This is a genomic window from Nocardia sp. NPDC050799 (assembly GCF_040654015.1).
Lineage (GTDB): Bacteria > Actinomycetota > Actinomycetes > Mycobacteriales > Mycobacteriaceae > Nocardia.
The window spans coordinates 56,162-75,212 of the sequence record NZ_JBFAHF010000018.1 but is presented as its reverse complement, the minus strand read 5'-3'; the positions used below and the strand labels follow the sequence as shown (position 1 = coordinate 75,212).

Below are 19,051 nucleotides of genomic sequence, written 5' to 3'. Positions count from 1 at the left end.
GCATCTTCTCTCTGCCGATCGACGGAAAAAATAGCACCAATCCGGCGCATCTGCGACACGGTCCGAGCGGACTTTTGCGCAGAAGTGACCTACGGCATATGTTCAGCAAACCCTGTAACGATCGGCGCCCGGATAACGATGGTGGACAATCGAAATGGGCCCTTTCCCGGTATTCGGCACCGGTGCGGAACCGTCTTCGGTGGGAATTCCGATTCCAGCACTTGTGCCCGGCGTCGATGGGGGCAATACTTCTGCAACAAGATCGGCCCGGCCTTCGTGATATGAAGGTCGGGCTTCCTGGAAAAAGCGTGTGATCTGCTGTCGCGCACGACAGCCGAGGCACGGTCGTTCGAAGTTCAAGCGGGTACGTTTCATGGTTCTGGATCTCCGTGTGGTCGGTGGCGCGGTCGATTTGCACCTGCCGAATCCCGGTGACCGGGACTCCTGGCGGGCTGGATATGTCCGCCGGCTGGCCCGGACCGATATCGCGGTGGTCACCGCGGCGGCCCTGTGCGCGCAACTGTTCAGCATCGCGCCCGGGCACTCCCTGGGCTGGGAATTCGAGCCGCGTACCACCGCGCTCACGCTCGGCATCGTGGCCGGATGGTCGATTCTGCTGGGTTGGAACGGCTCCCGTTCCCCGCATACCGTGGGCGCCGGCGCCGACGAATACCGCCGGCTGCTCTCGGCCACTCTCCAGCTGTTCGGCACGATCGCGATCGTCTCGCTGATCCTGCGCGTGGATATCGCGCACGCCCACCTGGTGATCGCGCTCCCGCTCGGTCTGCTCGGCCTGATGTCGACCCGGGCGCTGTGGCGCGCGCACGCGGTGCGGCGCCGGGCGCTGGGCCGCTATCGCCGCTCGGTCCTGGTCGTCGGCAGTCCGGACGCCGCCCGTGCCGTCGCGACCGCGCTGTCCGCGCAGGAGATGCACGGCTATCACGTCGTCGGGGTCTGCACCCCCACCGGGGACGCGCTCGACGAACCCGCCGCCCTGCGCGTGGGGCAGCGCGATATCCCGATCATCGGCAACGACCGGTCGGTGCGCAGCGCGGTCCGCCGCAGCGGCGCCGATACCGTGGTCGTCATGGCCACCGACCGGCTGGGCCCGCGCGATATCCGTCGGCTGGCCTGGGATCTCGACGCGTTCGGCACCGAGCTCATCGTCGCGCCCGGCATCCTGGACATCTCCGGTACCCGGATGTCGAGCCAGGTGCTGGCCGGTATCCCGATGCTGCACATCGAACGGCCCCAGTACGATCGGGCGCTCTCGTTCGGTAAGGCGGTGTTCGATCTGTGTTTCTCCGCCCTGGTCCTCACCGCGATCGCGCCGGTACTGCTGGTGCTGGCCGCCGCCGTCAAGTTCACCAGTGCCGGGCCGGTCTTCTATCTGTCGGAGCGGATCGGGATGGACGGTAAACCGTTCCGGATGATCAAGTTCCGCAGTATGTACATGCGGGCCGACCGGGAAGCCGCCTCACTGATCAGCGCCCACGGCGGCAACCCGCTCTTCTTCAAACTCAAGGACGATCCACGGGTGACCCCGGTGGGTCGGTTCCTGCGCCGGTACAGCCTCGACGAGCTGCCGCAGTTCTTCAATGTGCTGTTCCGCGATATGAGCGTCGTCGGACCGCGGCCGCAGGTCCGCCGCGAGGTCCATTCCTACGACGGCGTGATGCGCCGGCGGTTGCTGGTACGGCCCGGGATCACCGGACTGTGGCAGGTCAGCGGCCGCTCGGACCTGTCCCCCGAGGAATCGGTGGAACTGGATATCTCCTATGTGGAGAACTGGTCCATGCTGCTGGACCTGCGGATCATCGCCCGCACCCTGCGGGCGGTCGCCAGGGGCGACGGCGCCTACTGACGCCGCCGCGGGTGCCGGCGACCGGTCAGAGCAGGGCCAGCGCCAGGCTGACGAAGGCCATGAGGGCCATCCAGGCGATCAGCAGTGAGCGCGCGGACCCCGGGCGTCCGAACCGGGTTGTCATCATGGCGGCCGGTCGGCGGTTCCGGTGTGTCGTGGCGACGGTGCTCACGGTCCACCTCCTCGAAAGAGTTTGTGTACCTGTCCAACCCTGGCTTCCCGAATCCGTCCGATCAATCCGCCGAGTCGATCTTCGATAGCGGGGTTTGTGCCGCCGGAGCCGGGGTAGCCGCTCGACGTACCGAAGCCGACTGTCCGGCCGGCCGGTGCCGCAGAACCACGGCGGCAGCGGTCACACCGGACCCGAGGGAGGTTGTTGTCCCATGAGTACTGTCACCGCGTCCACCGAGGTCAAGGTACCGATCCGCACCGCGTACAACCAGTGGACGCAGTTCGAGTCGTTCCCGAAATTCATGGAAGGTGTCGAACGGGTCGACCAGATCGACGACACACATACGCATTGGAAGATCAAGATCGGCCCCGCCGATCGTGAATTCGATGCCACCATCACCGAGCAGCATCCGGAGGAGCGGGTCGCCTGGCGCTCGGACAACGGTCCGGAGCACGCCGGTGTGGTGACCTTCCACCGGATCGATGATTCGACCACCCGGGTGATCACCCAGATGGATATCGATCCGGAGGGGCTCGCCGAGAACATTGCCGACAAGGCGGGCCTGCTGGATCGCCGGGTCAAGGGCGATCTGGAGCGGTTCAAGAATTTCATCGAATCCCGCCCCCAGGAGAGCGGGGGCTGGCGCGGGGACGTCCCGCGTCCGGGTAACTGACGCCCGTCCGCTCCGCATATCCTGCGCCGCACGAACCACGTGGTTCGTGCGGCGCAGTGCTGTCGGCGCCGCGCCCATAACGGAACCACCGCACCTTTACGGTGCCGGCGGTGGCGGCTCCGCTCACCTGCCGCGCGGCTCCAGCGACCGGTCGAGAGCGGTGCGCAGCCACTCCTGGGTGGTGCCGGTGGTATGCGGGGTGCCGAGCGCCCGGGCGGTCGGTACCCAGTACCGGATAACCGAGGGATGACCGGTCGCACCGGCCGCCGGCCGGCGACGGAAGGCCAAGGTGTCCCGGCTGCCCGAGCCGCGGCGTGCGCGGCGACGAACAGGTCCGGTTCCGGTCCGGGCCCCGGGTCGGCACCGGCGAGTACGCGCTGCGCGGCGCCGGTGTGCGCGGGCGCCGGTTCGGCGATCAGGGCCCGCTCGTCGCGGACCGACTCGCGGTCGGACAGCCAGAGCCGACTGCGCGCCGTGATCGAACTGCGCCACACCCCAGTGGGTACGACAGCCCTCGATCGGCTGATGGATCTGCTGGTACACGGACAGGACATCGCGGTACCGCTCGGTATGCGGCGCGAGATGCCGGTGGACGCGGCGCGGTGGTCGGTCGAGCGGGTGTGGCGGATGGGACGGCCGTTCCGTGCGCAGCGCGTCCTGGCCGGGCACCGCCTGATCGCGACGGATACGGAGTGGTCGGGCGGAACAGGCGCTCCGCTGGCCGCGCCGATCGCCGAAATACTGCTGCTGGTCACCGGCCGGATATCGGTGGGGGATCGGGCAGGGTCGGCCTGATCGAGGATTCGGTGGGTCCGGGCGGCGATGGCGAATGCGGTCCATGTGCGACGTGACCAGCGTACGCTTCGCATCGATCGACCCGAGATGTGGAGCCCGCCATGGCCAGTAGTTCACACCCGATATCTCGAGGAATGACCGCCGGCGAACAGCTGGCGCGGCATGCCCGCAAGATCCCGGACATCCCGGCGCTGCGGTTCGCCGGAGTCTCCCGAAGCTACCGAGAACTGGACGAGCGCGTCTCCCGGCTGGCCGACGCCTTGCGGGCCCGCGGTATCGGCCCGGGGGACCGGGTCGCCGTTCTCGGCCTCAACTCGATGGAGATCGTGGAAGCGTTCCTGGCCACAAACCGGCTCGGCGCGATCGGCGTGCCCATCAATTTCCGGCTGGTGGCCGGGGAAATCGCCTATCTACTGACGGATTCCGGCGCGACAGCCGCCGTGGTCGACGCGCGGTTCGCCACTCAACTGGCCGAGGCCCGCCAGGAGGCGCCGCAACTGCGGTCCTGCCTGGTGATCGGGGGCAGCGGTGGCGAGGGCGGTGAGGACTACGAGGCGGCGCTGCGCGACGCGGACCCCGAGTCCGCCGCACCGGTCGTCGACGAGCGCGACCCGGCGTACATCATGTACACCTCGGGTACCACCGGACGCCCCAAGGGCGCGGTGCTGACCCACGACAACCTGCTGCTGCACGCCTTCAGTGTCGCCCTGCACCAGGGCGTATCCGGTGACGACCGGGTCGCGTTGAACGGTGCGCCGTTGTTCCATATCGCGGGTCTGTCGAGTTATCTGATGTGCCTGCTGCCCGGGGGGACGTTCGTGATCACGCCCTCGGGTGGCTTCGACCCGGCCGCATCGGTCGAGCTGCTCGCGCGCGAACGGGTCTCGAGCTGCTTCTTCGTCCCCGCGCAATGGCAGGCGATCTGCGCGCTCCCGGGGATCGCCGAGTACGATCTGTCCGCGCTGCGGCAGATCTCCTGGGGTGCGGCCCCGGCCTCGACAACTCTGCTGCGCACCATGATCGAAACCTTCCCGCAGGCCTCGGTGTCCACCGCGTTCGGGCAGACCGAATGCAGTCCGGTCACCTGCACGCTGCGCGGGGAAGACGCCCTCCGTAAGATCGGCTCGGTCGGCACGCCCATCCTGAACGTCGAGGTCCGGATCGTCGACGACGAGATGAACGATATCGCGCCCGGCGAGGTCGGCGAGATCGTCTATCGCGGCCCGACGGTGATGCGGGAGTACTGGAACAAACCGGAGGCGACGGCGGAGGCCTTCACGGGCGGCTGGTTCCACTCCGGTGATCTGGTGCGCCAGGACGAGGACGGCTACCTGTACGTCGTCGACCGGAAGAAGGACATGATCATCTCCGGCGGCGAGAACATCTACTGTGCCGAGGTGGAGAACGTGCTGGCCGGGCATCCCGGGGTCGCCGATATCGCGTTGATCGGTGTCCCGGATCCCCAATGGGGCGAGGCACCGCTGGCTGTCATCGTGCCGGTCGACCCCGCCGCCCCGCCCACCGCCGCGGATATCGAGGCTTTCGCCCGGACGCAACTGGCGGGCTACAAATGTCCTCGGGAGATCGCGGTGGTCGCCGAACTACCGCGTAACGCCAGCGGGAAGGTACTCAAAACCGAACTGCGCGCGAAATATTCGGCACCCACCGCGCCGATCTGACAGTTCGCGGCGGCCGTCACCACGTGGCCGCGGCCGCCGCGCTGCCTCGTGCCCGGGCTTGCCGTCACGCGGGCGCCCGGCTAGTGTCGGCAACCGATTCGTGCTCGGCGAATGAGGAGGTTGATGAATATGGCCCGCCCAGGCCTGTTTCAGCATGCCCTCATCCGGTTCGCGCACCACTGACTCGCGCGACCGGATCGCTACCCACGATCTGGAGTTGTCGTGTCCATTTCTTCTCACACCGACCCCACCGATATCGGTACCACGCGCCTGGTTCTCCGTCTCTGGACGCCGGACGACCTCGCCGCCGTACGAACCGGTGTCCGGCGGCCGTCCTGGGCCGCGGATTTTCCGGCCGACGGTGACCGGGAAATAGTGGAGGCCCTCGCCGTCCGGCCGGAATGGCTGGATCGCTTCGGCCACCGGATGGTGTCCGAACGCGCCAGCGGTCTGGTGGTCGGATCCATCGGATTGTTCTGGCCCCCGGCCGACGGTGTCCTCGAACTCGGCTACGGCATTGTGCCGTCGCGCCGGGGACGCGGGTACGCGACCGAGGCCACCCGGGCGCTGGCGGCGTACGCCTTCACCGCACCACGGGTGCATACCGTGTCGGCGTCGGTGGAACTCGCCAATCCCGCCTCGGTGCGGGTACTGGAGAAGGCGGGCTTCGCTCGTGTTCACACGGCCGGGGAGCGCGCGGAGTTCCGGCAGACCCGTTCCGGCCGATGACGATCGCCGCGGCGGGATCTCACCGGATCCCGCCGCGGCGGTGGGTCATCCGAGCGAGTCCCGCACCACCCGCTGGATCAGTGCGTCGATTTCCACGCCGGGCGCGGCCAGGGTGAGCGCACCGGTGCTGGACAGGACGGCGATACCGTGGACGCCCACCCACAGCGCGGTGGCGGTGGTGAGCGGGTCGGGGACCGGGTGGGTGGCACGCACCCGGTTCAGCAGCCGGTCGAACAGGGGTTTGGACACCGACCGCAGACCGGCGCCGGAGCCCTCGAGGAGATCGTGCCGGAAGATCAGGGTGAACATCGCCGGCCGGGTCCCGGCGAATTCAATGTAGGCCCGCGCCCATCCGGCGATATCGGCGGTGGCGTCGGTATCGCCGGCCTCGGTGAGGGTCCGCGCCAGATCGCGCAATCCGACCTCGGCGATGGCCCCGAGCAGCGCCTTGTGGGTCGGGAACCAGCGCCGGGGCGCACCGTGCGACACGCCGGCCCGTCGCGCGATCTCCCGTAGGCCGATCTCGGTCGAACCGGTTTCTTCCAGCAGGTCGACACCGGCCTGGACCAGTGCGTCCCGGGTTCCGCTCGCAGTCATGTAGACATTGTCTACTCACTCGGGTAGACAATGTCTATGTCCCTGTGGAGCGCCTTCTGCTATCGCCTGTGCCGGTATCTCCTCATCGGTCCCGCGCTCTGGCTGCTCGGCCGACCGGAAGTAAGAGGGCGCGAGCACCTTCCGCGTCGCGGGCCCTATATCGTCGCCGCCAACCACCTGGCGGTGCTGGACTCCTTCTACCTCACCCGGGCTCTGCGCCGGCAGGTGTTCTTCCTGGCCAAATCCGATTACTTCGACCGCCCCGGCCCCTGGGGGCGGGTCCAGCGATGGTTCTTCCGGGGTGTCGGCCAGATCCGGGTGGATCGCCGGGGCGGGCCCGGCGCCGCCCCCGCGCTCACCGCCGCGATCGGCATCATCGAACGCGGCGGTGTCTGGGGTATTCATCCCGAAGGGACCCGATCGCCGGACGGCCGGCTCTACCGCGGGCACACCGGCGCGGTCCGGGTCGCGATGACCACCGGTGTGCCGCTGCTTCCGGTGGCGATCACCGGCACCGGCCCCGACCCGGGGCGTCCGTGGTGGCGGCGCCGGGTGACGCTGGAGATCCTGCCCCCGCTCGATCTGACCGGGTACCGGACCGCCGGTGCGCACGGGACCCGACGGGCGACCGACGCGCTGATGCGGACCCTCGCCGCCCGGACCGGCCAGCAGTACGTCGACGAGTACGCCCGCCGCCGTCCGGACCACGACCTGGCGGCCTGAGCCCGCCGCGCCCGCAACGCCTCCCGCGGCGCAGCTTTCAGTCCGGTTTCGCCGCGGTGGACTGTGCCGTCCCGGACTCGTCGGCCGGCACCAACCGGCGCCGCATCAGCTTGCCCGTCGCATTGCGGGGGAGTTCGTCGAGAAAGATCACATCGCGCGGTACTTTGTGGCGCGCCAGGTTCGCCTTGACGTACTCCCGGATATCCGCCTCGCTCACCGTCACGCCCGCGGCGGGAACGACGAAAGCCCGCAGCCGGGTACCGAAATCACGGTCGGGTACCCCCACCACCGCCGCTTCCAGGATGTCGGGTCGCTCGACGAGCAGGTTTTCCACCTCCAGCGGGAAGACGTTCTCGCCCCCGGAGACGATCATGTCGTCGTCACGGCCGTCGATGAACAGCCGGCCCTCGGCGTCGAAATGCCCGACATCGCCGCTGGACAGCAGTCCGTCGACGATCTCCTTGTGCCGCCCGTCGGTGTACCCGCCGAAACTCAATCCGCTGGACACGAAGATGGTGCCCACGGCCCCGGGCGCGGTGATCCGGTGGCGCTGTTCGTCGTAGAGGGCGACGTGGCAGCCGACGGGCGGCTTGCCGACCGTGCCGGGCGCGTCCCGCATATCCTGTGGCGTCGCCACCGCCGCCACAGCGACTTCAGTGGACGCGTACAGGTTGTAGAGCACGTCGCCGAACGCTTCCGCGGTGCGGCGGCTCAGATCCGGGGAGACCGGGGAGCCGGCGGAGAAGACGACCCGCAGCGAGGAGGTGTCGTACTCGGCGAGTACCTCGGGCCCGAGGTCGATGATGCGCTGGAGCATCGTCGGCACCACGACCAGGCTCGCGGCGTGATGCGCGGCGACGGCGGCGAGTGTCGCGCGTGGATCGAATCGGCCCTGCCGGAACACGATTTTGTTGCCGAGGGCCCAGCCGAGGGCGAACTGGGAGAGCCCGGTGCCGTGGAAGATCGGCGCGGCCATCACCATCGTGTCGTCGCGGGGGATCGGGATGCGATCGAGGAACTGGGCGGACTGCAGGGGCGAAACCCTGTCCCGGGGAGCGCCTTTGGGTGTCCCGGTGGTGCCGCTGGTCAGGATCACGGTGCTGCCCGGATGCGGCGGCGGCGCCGTCGCCGTAGCGGAATGCGCCGCGATCAACGCGTCGATCGTGGGGGTGTCGCCGGATTCGCCCCAGGTGAGGAAGCGTGGAGTGGCCGCCGGGATCGCGTCGAGCAGACCGGTGAACTCGGCGTCGAGCAGTAGCGCGCCGACCTTTTCGCGCGTGGCGACATCCGCGAGCTGCGGCCCGGCGAACCCGGTGTTCATCAGGACGACGCGGGCGCCCAGTTTGCCCGCGCCCAGCAGGGCCAGCACCATGCCGCGGTGGTCACGGCACAGGGCCGCCACCACGGATTCGGCACCGATACCGTGCACGGCGAGGCCGCGGGCGAGGGCATTGGACTGTGCGTCGAGCTGGTCGAAGGTGAGCGTGCCGCGGTCGTCGACGATGGCCTCGGCCGCGCCGTCGCGCCGGGCGGCGGCCCGCAGCACCGTCACGAACGGCCCGTGGATCCGCGCGTCGCGGACCGTGCGGAGCAGTTCGCCGGGGCGCTTCGGGTCGAGCATTCCGCGCCGGCGCAGCACACTCACCGCGGCCAGCGATTCGGTCACCGAACGCAGCGCCGCGCGGGGTGCGGGCAGGTTCGTCGGCATGGTCACCTCCAGGGAATGGAACAGTCCGACCGGGCGCGGGACTACGCGGCGCCGGGCGGCCGATTGGTCCGGCCAGGGTAGCTCAGGTGCAGAATTTGCGTTCACTTATTGGGCAATGTCCGTGCGTATGCGTTATGGCGATCTCGTACCACGGATTCACATCGCTGCCCCTCGGTGTGAGAGAATGGAATAGAATATCTATCAGTCTTGCATGGAGGTCCTATGTCGCGCCCAGCGTCACCGGCAGCGAGCGCCGATCTGCCCGGCGAGGTCGCCCGTCGCAAATACCTGGCCGGTCCCGCCGCGCTACTCGGCGGCCCGGCCAACGTCGTGATGCAGCTGAGCCAGGCGCCGGTCGGCCGCGGTGTCGTCGAGAGCACTGTGGACAGCGGCCGGTTCGATCTGCATCCGCGCAAACGCGGCCGCACGACGCTGACCTATCTCGCGGTGGCCATGCTGGGCACCGACGAGGAACGCGCCGCCTACCGCGAGGCGACCAACAGCTCGCATCGCCAGGTCCGGTCCCGGCCGGGCAGCGCGGTGAAGTACAACGCGTTCGACCCGGAACTGCAGCTGTGGGTCGCCGCGTGCATCTATCGCGGCGTCGTCGATTCACTGGAATACCTGTACGGTCCACTCGACGCCGACTACGCCGACGAGTTGTACCGGGAGTCGAGCAGATTCGGGACCACGCTGCAGATGCGCCCGGAGATGTGGCCGGCCGATCGGGCCGCGTTCGCCGAATACTGGGAGCGCAAGTCCGCGGAGATATCGATCGACGACGAGGTGAAACGGTATCTGCGGGAACAGGTCGTAGAGCTCGGGCCGTACGGGCGCGTCGAACGGGTGCTGTTCCGGCGCGTCAACCGGTTCTTCACCACCGGCTTCCTGCCCCAGCGGTACCGGGACGAACTGGGGCTGGCCTGGAGCCCGCGGCGGCAACGCACCTTCGAGCTGATCATGCGCGCGATCGGTATCGTGATGCGGCTCGGGCCCGAACGCTGGCGGATGTACCCGCTGGACAAGCATCTGGCCGATATGCGGCGGCGCCGGGCGCTGGGTGAACCGCTGGTCTGAGTGCCGCGTATCAGGGTGGGTCGAGAACTCGAAATCTCAGGCGACTGCGGTGGCGGGTCAGAACCAGAAGGGGTCGCCGTATCCGGTGGTCTGCACTGTGGTGTCGACACCGTCGACGCGGGCGGTGACGAAGGGTATGGCCGAGGCCGGTGACAAGCATCCGCTGACATGCAACGGCGTATCGGTGTGAGCGAACGTGTAGGGAAAGTCCGTATCGCTCTCGAGTTCCGTGGCGCCGATCACCGCCGCGGTGGCCGTGCCGGGAGCCAGATTCACCCCGAGCGATCCGGCCAGGCCTGCGCCGACGCCGATGCCGGGTGCGATGGATGCCGCGGTGGTGATGGTGATGCCGGGCGGAGCGTCCATGGCCAGGGTCATGCCGGCACCGACACCGACACCGACACCCTGTGCGATCCCTGCGCCCACATTGACGCCGGGGGAGATCCCGATCGAGATGCCGTTGGAGATGTCGACCGCGCACCCGACCAGATACCCCACGACGATCTCCCCCGCACGCACCGCGACCGAGTCCAGGCCGACCGAATAGTTGCCGGATACCTTGACCGCGTGCGCGAAGGGAACATCAGGCGCGGTATCGGCACCGACCGGCACGACGGCGCCGGAATCGACCGCCGCGACCATCCGCAACCCATCGGCCACGACTTCCCCTGGTGCGGCACCCGTGGCGGGAGGGACAGCAACACACCCGCCGATCGTGGTCACTGCCATCGCAATGACCATCGTCCACGACCGCCGGCATCGGCGCTTCATCGCACTCCCGTCGCGTAGCCATTCGAACAGAACCTCGTCATACGACTCGCCCACCAGCGACCGCAGGCCGATCCGCGAAGCGATCCCGCGCCGGTTTCGGGTGGGATCGTCAGTGTCGCCGGGCGGTGACCAGGCCGTTGCGGGCCGCTTCGGCGAAACGTTCCATGAGGGTGTCGCCGAGCGTCGGTAGGTCCCGGTGGTAGGCGGTGGCGCGTTCGTAGGTATCGGATGCCTCGGCGTCCCAGCCGTGCCGGGCAAGCCAGGGCTGTGCGGGCTCGTCCACACCGCCGCCCTGCCACATCGCGGTGATCTCCGAGCCACCTTCGCCTGCCACGGCGGCGGCCATCAGTGCGACCGCGTCCACGTGCAGATACTCGATCGACAACCAGCTCCCGGCGGCGGACCGGTCACTGATCCCGGCCAGCAACCGATCGTTGTGCTCGGGGCTCAAATAGCTGAGCAATCCCTCGACGAGCCAGGCCGCGGAAGCGGACGGGTCGAACCCGGCCGCGACCAGCCGGCCACCCCAGTCCTCGCGGAGGTCGGCCGGCACCGTTACCCGGCGGCCGGCCGGTTGCGCGCCCTGCGCGTCGAGGACCCGCTGTTTGAAGGTGAGCATCTCCGGGGTGTCCAGCTCGTACACGACGACCTCCGGCGGTAGCGGAAGCCGGAAGGCCCGGGTGTCCAGTCCGGCCGCGACGATCACCACCTGCCGGACGGTGCGGGTGGCGTCGAGGATGTAGTCGTCGAAGAAACGGGTGCGGATGGGCAGGTAGCTGCTGAACGAATCCCACATCCGGGCGGCGTCGGCGTCGCCGGCGAACTCCTCACCCCCGGCGGCGGCCAGGAAATCAGCGGCGTAGGGGTCGACGAACAGGGCGTCCGCCCGCGCCGACTCGGCGGCCCGCGCGGCGGCGACCATCAGTGCGGTGCGGCCGACGCCCGTGGGGGCCACCGGTCCGGAGTCGCCGGGCCTGCTGGAGGAGGAACCGGAAGTGGTCACGGCTTCAGCTTAGGACGCTCCCGCGGGCTGTCGCGGGACCGGCGTGAGTGTCGCGGCGCCGGGCTCGACCTGCCACGATCCGCGTAGCGCAGCCCTACCGTGCGCCGGCCCGGGATTCACGCGAACCAGCCGCCCACGGCCGGCGCGGTGTTGTGCCAGATGTGCTTGATCTCCTGGTACTCGGCCAGCCCGCTCGGACCGAGTTCGCGGCCGATACCCGAACGTCCGAACCCACCCCATTCGGCGGCGGGGGTGTAGGGCCCGAAATCGTTGAGCCACACCGTGCCGTGCCGGAGCGCGCGGACCACCCGTTCGCCGCGGGCCGCGTCGCCGGTGCGCACGCCGGCCGCGAGTCCATAGGATGTGTCGTTGCCCAGTTCGACGGCTTCGGCCTCGGTAGCGAACCGCTCCACGGTGAGTACGGGGCCGAAGGTCTCCTCCTGGACGATCCGCATATCGCGGTGGCAGCGGTCCAGCACGGTCGGCAGGTAGTAGCTGCCGGCGGCCAACCGGGGGTCTTCCGGCCGCTTCCCCCCGGTGACCAGAACCGCGCCTTCGGCGAGACCGCGGGCCACCTGGGTCTCCACCGCGGCGCGATGCTCCGGGGAGACCAGGGGCCCGGTCTGTGACACGGGATCCGTCCCGGGGCCGACCCGGATCCCGCCGGCACGCCGGGCGAGTTCCGCGACGAACCCGTCGGCGATCGACTCCTCCACGATGAGCCGGGTACCGGCCGAGCACACCTGGCCCGAGTGCAGGAAGGCGCCGGTCAGCACCGCATCGATCGCGCTCGCACGGTCCACGTCGGCGAACACGATATGTGGATTCTTACCGCCCAGTTCGAGAGCCACCCGGGTGATGTGCGGGGCGGCCCGCGCGGCGATGGCCGCCCCAGTGGTGGCGCCACCGGTGAACGAGATCAGATCGACCTCGGGCGTACCGGTGAGCGCCGGCCCCACCACCGGACCCTCGCCCGGTACGAGGTTCACCACGCCCGGCGGCACCCCCGCCTGCTCCAGCACCCGGACCAACGCGATCGTGCTCAGCGGAGTGACCTCGCTCGGTTTGGCGACCACCGTGCAGCCGGCCGCCAGCGCGGGGGCGAGCTTCCACGACATCTGCAACAGGGGGTAGTTCCACGGCGCGATCAGCGCGCATACGCCCACCGGTTCGCGGACGATACGGCTGATCACCGCCGGGTCGCCGGTATCGACGACCCGGTCGCCGATGGTGCCGACAAGCTGCGCGTAGTACCGGAATACCGCGATGACATCGTCGATATCGATATGGCTCTCGCGCAGCGTCTTGCCGGTGTCCAGGGTCTCGATCCGGGCGATCGGGTCGCGATATTCGGCGAGAAGTTCGGCGGTGCGCAGCAGGAGCGCGGCCCGCGCCGCGACCGGAGCGCCCGGCCACTCACCGGTGGCGAACGCGGTACGGGCCGCGCCGACCGCACGCCGCGCATCCGCCGCACCGGCCTCGCCGACGGCGGCGATCACCGTGCCGTGCGCCGGGTCGCGGATCTCCCGGATCCCGCCGGCAGCCGGTTCGACCCATGCGCCGTCGATATACAGGTGGGGCGCGCGCAGCAGCGGCTCCTCGGCGAGGATCATCTCGATATCTCCCTCTCGTTCCGGTTCGCCGGTGGCGGCTGCCTCGGCCCGCGGCCCGGATTCTATGGGGCACCGGCCCGTCTCCGGCGGCGCGGTCGGTGCGGCACGAGGCGCTCCGACCGGGTGCGCGAGGGTGCTGAGCAGGGCCGGTGACCGGTTCGCCGAGTGGCTGCCCATTACGATCCCGGTGACCGAAACCCTGGTCGCGGCGGTCCCGCGCTGGTTTCATCCGAGTCGATCGTCGGATACGAGCGAAAGGCCCCGGATATGCCCGTCGACATTGTTGACACCGCGACCACCGTGCAGGTGAACAAGCTCGGTACCCATATCGGCGCGCGGATCGACGGGGTCCGGCTCGGTGGCGATCTGCCCCCGGCGACCGTCACCCGGATCCGCGCGGCGCTCGCCGAGCACAAGGTGATCTTCTTCCGCGGCCAGGACCATCTCACCGAGGACGGACAGTACGAGTTCGCGGAACTGCTCGGTACCCCGACGACGCCGCATCCGACCGTCCGATCGGCCGGGGTGAAGAGCCTGGCCATCGATTCGCGCCTCGGCCGCTCGAACAGCTGGCACACCGATGTCACCTTCGTCGACCGGGTACCGAAGGCATCCATTCTGCGCGCGGTCGTCCTGCCGAGTTACGGCGGCTCCACCACCTGGGCCTCTACCGTCGCCGCGTACAACTCGCTGCCCGAACCGCTGCGACTGCTGGCCGAGAACCTTCGCGCGCGGCATACGAACCTGTACGACTACGCCGCCACCGCCGAGGACAACCCCGACGAGGGCGCCACCGCCTATCGGCGCGAATTCGAGTCGAGCTATTTCGAGACCGAGCATCCGGTGGTGGAGGTGCATCCGGAGACCGGTGAACGGGCCCTGTTGCTCGGCGGATTCGTGAAGCAGTTCGTGGGTCTGTCCGGCACCGAATCGCAGGCGCTGTTCCGGCTGTTCCAGGACCGGATCACGCGGCTGGAGAACACCACCCGCTGGAACTGGTCGCTGGGCGATGTCGCCATCTGGGACAACCGCGCCACCCAGCACTACGCGATCGACGACTACGACGGCACCGAGCACCGCCGGCTGACCCGGATCACGCTGGCCGGCGGAATCCCGGTCGGGGTCGACGGTAGGCCGAGCACCGTCATCTCCGGCGACGCCGAATACTATTCTGCGGTCGACTCGCCGGCCCGCGCCGCGTAACCGCGCTCACCCGCCGGAACGGTTGTCGAATGCCACTACCGCACAACGGACCGGGGATCGACCGCGGAGCCCGCGCGATACCCGGCCCGTGGCCGTCGGTCGTCCCGGGGGACATCGACGGAACATATGCTCGCCGAATATCCGCACGCTCGGCCGCGCACCGCCGCAATTATTATGGATTCCCGGTGAGCGAAACCCTCGACAGCAATGCGCCGTATCGTATTGCCGCCGGTACCGGTCGCGGACGCGCACGAATGTGGCGGCGCAGTGCCGTATCCGCCGCGCGCCTTCCCGGGCCGACCGGGTGATATCGATTAATCTTTTACAGCTTGCGCGTCCGATGACTCCGCACGGACGGGCGCCGAACGATTTCCGGCCGACGATGGGAAGCCCGTGAATTTGTGGAGCTATATCCGAGGTCGGGGGGAGCTGCTGACATTCTTGACATACCAGCATGCCTCCCTGGCGTTCCAGACGGTTCTGGTCGGTACCGTCGTCGCGGTCCTCATCGCCGTCGCGGTCTACCGGCTGCCGCTGCTGTCGGCCCTGTCGCTGACCTCCAGCCGGGTCGCGCTGACGATACCGTCGCTGGCACTGCTGGCCTTGCTGCTGGTGCCTTTCGGACTCGGCGTCGTCCCGTCGTTCATCATGCTGGCGTTCTTCGCGGCCCTGCCGGTGATCGGCAACGCCATCGTCGGTTTGCGGTCGGTACCGGCCTCGGTCGTCGAATCCGCGCGGGGTATCGGCTTTTCGCGGCTGCGGATTCTGCTCACCGTGGAACTGCCCATCGCCTGGCCGGTGATCCTCACCGGGATCAGAGTGTCCACCCAGATGATCGTCGGTGTCGCGGCCATCGTCGCCTATGTACTCGGCCCGGGGCTCGGCTCGCTGATCTTCAACGGGCTGTCCCGGCTCGGCGGCGCCAACGCCCTCGAAATGGCGCTCACCGGAACAGTTCTCATTGTCATCATCGCGTTGGTCTTCGACGCGCTCCTCGTCCTGCTCGGACGCCTCACGATCGCGAAGGGACTGTCATGAGGCGATTCCTTCGCCTTCGCTGCGGCCTTCGCCGACGGTGTGGAACTGCTTCGGGGGAGGTTTCATGAGGCGATTCCTTCGCCTTCGCTACGGCCTTCGCCGACGGTGTGGAACTGCTTCGGGGGAGGTTTCATGAGGCGATTCCTTCGCCTTCGCTGGGGCCTTCGCCGACAAAGAGAAACCGCTTCGAGGGAGGTCCTATGAGGCGCTACTTTCGCCTTCGATCCGGTCTCTGCGGATCACGTCAACTCGCTTCGAAGGAGGCCCTATGACCGGCGATGTGACGAGCAGCGGCACGGCCACGGCGACGGCCGAGCGTACGGTTACCGGCGCATCGATCACCCTGGACTCGGTCGTCAAACGGTTCAAGGGTCAGCGCAAGCCCGCGGTCGAACGGCTGGACCTCGAGATTCCCGCCGGCGAGATCGTCGCCTTCGTGGGCCCTTCGGGCTGTGGGAAGACGACCACCCTCAAGATGATCAACCGGTTGATCGAACCCACCGAGGGCCGGATCTTCATCGACGGTCGCGATGTCACCCGTGAGGACGCGGACAAGCTGCGGCAGTCGATCGGCTACGTCATCCAGTCCGGCGGGTTGTTCCCGCACTGGTCGGTCGCCAAAAACGTGGGTGCCATCCCGCGTGTGCTCGGCTGGGACAAGAAGCGGATCGCCGAACGCACCGAATACCTGCTCGATCTGGTCGGCCTCGACCCCGCGACCTTCGCCGACCGGCTTCCCAAGGATATGTCGGGCGGCCAGCAGCAGCGCGTCGGTGTGGCCCGCGCGCTGGCGGCCGATCCACCGGTGCTGCTGATGGACGAGCCGTTCGGTGCGGTCGACCCGATCACCCGGGCGCGCCTGCAGGACAGTCTCATCGCGATCCAGCACGAACTCGGCAAGACCATCGTGATCGTCACCCACGATTTCGAAGAGGCCACCAAACTCGGTGACAAGGTGCTCATCCTCTCCGAGGGCGGGCATATCGAGCAGTACGCGAGCCCGGAGGCCATCCTCACCGATCCGGCCACCCCCTTCGTCGAGGAGTTCGTCGGCTCCGGTGCGAAATTGGCGTATCTGACTGTCTCCCGCGTCCGTGATGTCCCGTCCGACACGGTGGTCATCGCCCGGATCGGCGAATCCGCACCGGCGGTGATCGAACGCGCGAAAGCCGCCGGGCACAGCTGGGTGGTGGTCGTGGACGCCGCCGGTCGGCCGCGGTCCTGGCCGACTCTCACCGAACTGGCCACCAAACCCGAGATTTCCGATTTCCTCGACCGGCGGCTGCCGGTGGTCGCGCGGTCCTCGACGCTCAACGATGCCTTGGACGCGATGCTCGCGACCAGCCAGGGCGCCGCGCTGGTCACCGACGGCCGGGGCGCGGTGGTCGGCTCGCTGAGCATCGACTCGGTGACCGAGCTGATCCGGGACAAACTGGCCGAGGCCCGCGCCGACGAGCCGGACGCGTCCTATGTGACCTACGTCGACGGCACCGATGCGGCGCCGACCCCGGTGGTCGCCGCCGACGACGAACCCGGATCGGTCGAGCAGTCATGAGCCGGCTACGCCGTTTCCCGCTCGATGTGTGGTTCGAACCGCTCATCATCGCGGTGATCGGTATCGGCTACCTGCTGTGGTATCGCTCGACGACGTTCACCGCGACCGAGCAGGCCTCGCTGGCCTGGGAGAACCTGCGCAACACCATCGTCGCGCATATCGAACTCACCGTGGTGGCCACGGTGATCGTGGTGGTGATCGCCATTCCACTGGGTATCGCGCTGACCCGGCCCGGGCTGAAGCGGTTCGAGCCGATCGCGGTCAATATCGCCAATGTCGGTCAGGCCGCGCCCGCCGTCGGCCTGCTCGTCCTGTTCACGTTCTGGCTGGGCACCGGATTCCGCACGGCGATAGTCGGTCTCGTCGTCTACGCCGTCCTGCCGATTCTGCAGAACACCATCGTCGGGCTGCGGCAGGTGGATCAGCGCACCATCGAGGCCTCGCGGGGGATCGGCTACTCGGGCACCCGGACGCTGCTGCAGGTGGAACTGCCGCTGGCGGTGCCGGTGATCCTCAACGGTGTCCGCACCGCACTGGTCATCCTGGTCGGTACCGCCACACTGAGCACGTTCATCGGCGCCACCAGCCTCGGCACGCTGATCACCACCGGCGTCACGCTGTTCCTGCCGAAACTGCTCATCTCCGGCGCGATCCTGGTCGGGCTCCTGGCATTGACCATCGACTGGCTGGGCCGACTCGTCGAGCTGGCCGCGACCCCGCGAGGTGTGGCATGAGTCCGGCACCGGCACGACTGGCCACCACGGTTTCCGTTCTCCTCGCGGCGATCTCGCTGCTCGCGGGATGCGGCCTGGTGAGCTCGTCGGGTACTTTCCACGACGCACGCCTGCCGGACGGGCAGCTACCGCTGGACGGCGCGAAGCTGGTGGTGACCTCGAAGAGCTTCACCGAGGGTGTGCTGCTCGGCAAGATCACCGCGACCTATCTCGCCGCCGCCGGCGCGCAGGTCACCGATCTCACCGGGGCGCCGGGTTCGGCCTCCTCCCGGCAGGCCCAGCTCAACGGCGACGCCGATATCCTCTGGGAGTACACCGGCACCGGATGGGTCAACTATCACAACCAGACCGAGACCATCTCCGATCCCCAGGAACTGTGGCAGCGCGTCCACGATATCGAGAAGCGCGACTACGACCTGGAGTGGATGCCGCCGGCCAATTTCAACGACACCTACGCGTTCGGCGCGTCGACTCCCACCGCCGAACGATTGGGCGTGAAATCGCTGTCCGAGGTCGCGGCGCTTCCCGTCGGCGATCGGACCTTCTGCGTCGATGACGAATTCTTCAGTCGCTCCGACGGTTTCATTCCGATGCTGCAGAAGTACGGGATTCCCTACAACGATCCCAACGGCGTGCCGGCGGGCAATGTCACGCGGATGGACGCCGGGGTCGTCTATACGGCGACGGCGAAGAGCGCACCCTGCAATTTCGGCATGATCTACACCACCGATGGCCGGGTGAAGAACCTGAACCTGGTCGTGCTCGACGATGACCGGAAATTCTTCCTGCCCTACAGCGGCACAGCGGTCGTGCGCGGTGAGATCGTCGACCGTTACCCGCAGCTGGCACCGTTGCTCGCCACGATCTCCGAGCTGCTCACCGATGACCTGATGCAGGAGCTCAACGGCCGGGTCGATATCGACGGTGAGGATCCCGCCGATGTGGCCTACGACTGGCTGAAGAGCGAGAACCTCGTCGAGTAGACCGGATGCGTTGCCGGTCTTGTATGTTGGGCACCGGGGACCGCAGTGCCCGCCCGGCCGTATGCGAGCGGGTGCATCATCGGACCCTGAGCACCGCCCCGGGCGGAGAGCGGCTGTGGTCGCTTGCCGCCCAC

General features: G+C 68.3%; 18 protein-coding genes. 12 read left to right on the top strand and 6 right to left on the bottom strand.

All coding sequences use genetic code 11. The features are described 5' to 3' along the window. The first annotated feature begins 373 nt into the window (after nt 1-373). On the top strand, nt 374-1,864 hold the full coding sequence (locus tag AB0H42_RS19860) for a sugar transferase (RefSeq protein WP_357057721.1): 1,491 nt from the start codon (nt 374-376) through the stop codon (nt 1,862-1,864). 25 nt (nt 1,865-1,889) lie between these two features. On the opposite strand, the gene AB0H42_RS19855 is transcribed toward AB0H42_RS19860, so the two are convergent. Next, nucleotides 1,890-2,036 (bottom strand): hypothetical protein, encoded by a 147-nt coding sequence (locus AB0H42_RS19855; protein WP_357057719.1) that lies wholly within the window; start codon nt 2,034-2,036, stop codon nt 1,890-1,892. 211 nt (nt 2,037-2,247) lie between these two features. Between AB0H42_RS19855 and AB0H42_RS19850 the strand changes: the two genes are divergently transcribed. The 4 genes from AB0H42_RS19850 to AB0H42_RS19835 all read left to right on the top strand — a co-directional run bounded on the left by AB0H42_RS19850 (nt 2,248) and on the right by AB0H42_RS19835 (nt 5,912). Beyond that, nucleotides 2,248-2,709: an SRPBCC family protein gene (locus tag AB0H42_RS19850; protein WP_357057717.1), complete on the top strand. Its 462-nt coding sequence runs from the start codon at nt 2,248-2,250 to the stop codon at nt 2,707-2,709. A gap of 474 nt (nt 2,710-3,183) precedes the next feature. Next, nucleotides 3,184-3,504, top strand: a complete 321-nt coding sequence (locus AB0H42_RS19845) for a hypothetical protein (RefSeq protein WP_357057715.1) — start codon at nt 3,184-3,186, stop codon at nt 3,502-3,504. Between the two features lie 134 nt (nt 3,505-3,638). Beyond that, entirely contained in the window at nt 3,639-5,183 is a 1,545-nt protein-coding gene (locus AB0H42_RS19840) for a long-chain-fatty-acid--CoA ligase (RefSeq protein ID WP_357057713.1), read from the top strand. Between the two features lie 222 nt (nt 5,184-5,405). Next, nucleotides 5,406-5,912 (top strand): GNAT family N-acetyltransferase, encoded by a 507-nt coding sequence (locus tag AB0H42_RS19835; protein ID WP_357057711.1) that lies wholly within the window; start codon nt 5,406-5,408, stop codon nt 5,910-5,912. Between the two features lie 45 nt (nt 5,913-5,957). Here AB0H42_RS19835 and AB0H42_RS19830 read toward each other — a convergent pair whose 3' ends face one another. Further along, entirely contained in the window at nt 5,958-6,509 is a 552-nt protein-coding gene (locus AB0H42_RS19830; RefSeq protein WP_357057710.1) for a TetR/AcrR family transcriptional regulator, read from the bottom strand. Between the two features lie 36 nt (nt 6,510-6,545). Between AB0H42_RS19830 and AB0H42_RS19825 the strand changes: the two genes are divergently transcribed. Further along, nucleotides 6,546-7,232, top strand: coding sequence for a lysophospholipid acyltransferase family protein (locus AB0H42_RS19825; protein ID WP_357057708.1), 687 nt, complete (start codon nt 6,546-6,548; stop codon nt 7,230-7,232). Nucleotides 7,233-7,269: 37 nt separating this feature from the next. Here the strand turns inward: AB0H42_RS19825 and AB0H42_RS19820 are convergent, their stop codons facing one another. Next, entirely contained in the window at nt 7,270-8,940 is a 1,671-nt protein-coding gene (locus AB0H42_RS19820) for an acyl-CoA synthetase (RefSeq protein ID WP_357057706.1), read from the bottom strand. Nucleotides 8,941-9,162: 222 nt separating this feature from the next. Here AB0H42_RS19820 and AB0H42_RS19815 point away from each other — a divergent pair, with 222 nt between their 5' ends. Next, the gene (locus tag AB0H42_RS19815) at nt 9,163-10,017 is read left to right on the top strand and encodes an oxygenase MpaB family protein (protein ID WP_357057704.1); all 855 of its coding nucleotides are present in this window, start codon (nt 9,163-9,165) and stop codon (nt 10,015-10,017) included. 57 nt (nt 10,018-10,074) lie between these two features. Here AB0H42_RS19815 and AB0H42_RS19810 read toward each other — a convergent pair whose 3' ends face one another. The 3 genes from AB0H42_RS19810 to AB0H42_RS19800 form a co-directional block, all read right to left on the bottom strand. Continuing rightward, nucleotides 10,075-10,746 (bottom strand): MspA family porin, encoded by a 672-nt coding sequence (locus AB0H42_RS19810; protein WP_357057702.1) that lies wholly within the window; start codon nt 10,744-10,746, stop codon nt 10,075-10,077. A gap of 151 nt (nt 10,747-10,897) precedes the next feature. After that, nucleotides 10,898-11,791 (bottom strand): SAM-dependent methyltransferase, encoded by an 894-nt coding sequence (locus AB0H42_RS19805; protein ID WP_357057700.1) that lies wholly within the window; start codon nt 11,789-11,791, stop codon nt 10,898-10,900. A gap of 116 nt (nt 11,792-11,907) precedes the next feature. Next, nucleotides 11,908-13,404, bottom strand: a complete 1,497-nt coding sequence (locus tag AB0H42_RS19800; protein ID WP_357057698.1) for an aldehyde dehydrogenase family protein — start codon at nt 13,402-13,404, stop codon at nt 11,908-11,910. Nucleotides 13,405-13,671: 267 nt separating this feature from the next. On the opposite strand from AB0H42_RS19800, the gene AB0H42_RS19795 reads away from it, so the two are divergent. The 5 genes from AB0H42_RS19795 (at nt 13,672) to AB0H42_RS19775 (ending at nt 18,917) form a co-directional block, all read left to right on the top strand. Continuing rightward, on the top strand, nt 13,672-14,607 hold the full coding sequence (locus AB0H42_RS19795) for a TauD/TfdA family dioxygenase (RefSeq protein WP_357057696.1): 936 nt from the start codon (nt 13,672-13,674) through the stop codon (nt 14,605-14,607). Nucleotides 14,608-15,000: 393 nt separating this feature from the next. Further along, nucleotides 15,001-15,645 carry an ABC transporter permease subunit gene (locus AB0H42_RS19790; protein WP_357057694.1) on the top strand — a complete coding sequence of 215 codons (645 nt, stop codon included), beginning with the start codon at nt 15,001-15,003 and terminating at the stop codon, nt 15,643-15,645. Nucleotides 15,646-15,913: 268 nt separating this feature from the next. After that, entirely contained in the window at nt 15,914-17,200 is a 1,287-nt protein-coding gene (locus tag AB0H42_RS19785; protein WP_357057692.1) for an ATP-binding cassette domain-containing protein, read from the top strand. Continuing rightward, nucleotides 17,197-17,934, top strand: coding sequence for an ABC transporter permease (locus AB0H42_RS19780; RefSeq protein WP_357057690.1), 738 nt, complete (start codon nt 17,197-17,199; stop codon nt 17,932-17,934). The genes AB0H42_RS19785 and AB0H42_RS19780 overlap by 4 nt, the downstream gene beginning before the upstream one ends. Then, on the top strand, nt 17,931-18,917 hold the full coding sequence (locus tag AB0H42_RS19775; RefSeq protein ID WP_357057688.1) for a glycine betaine ABC transporter substrate-binding protein: 987 nt from the start codon (nt 17,931-17,933) through the stop codon (nt 18,915-18,917). The genes AB0H42_RS19780 and AB0H42_RS19775 overlap by 4 nt, the downstream gene beginning before the upstream one ends. The last annotated feature ends 134 nt before the right edge of the window (nt 18,918-19,051 follow it).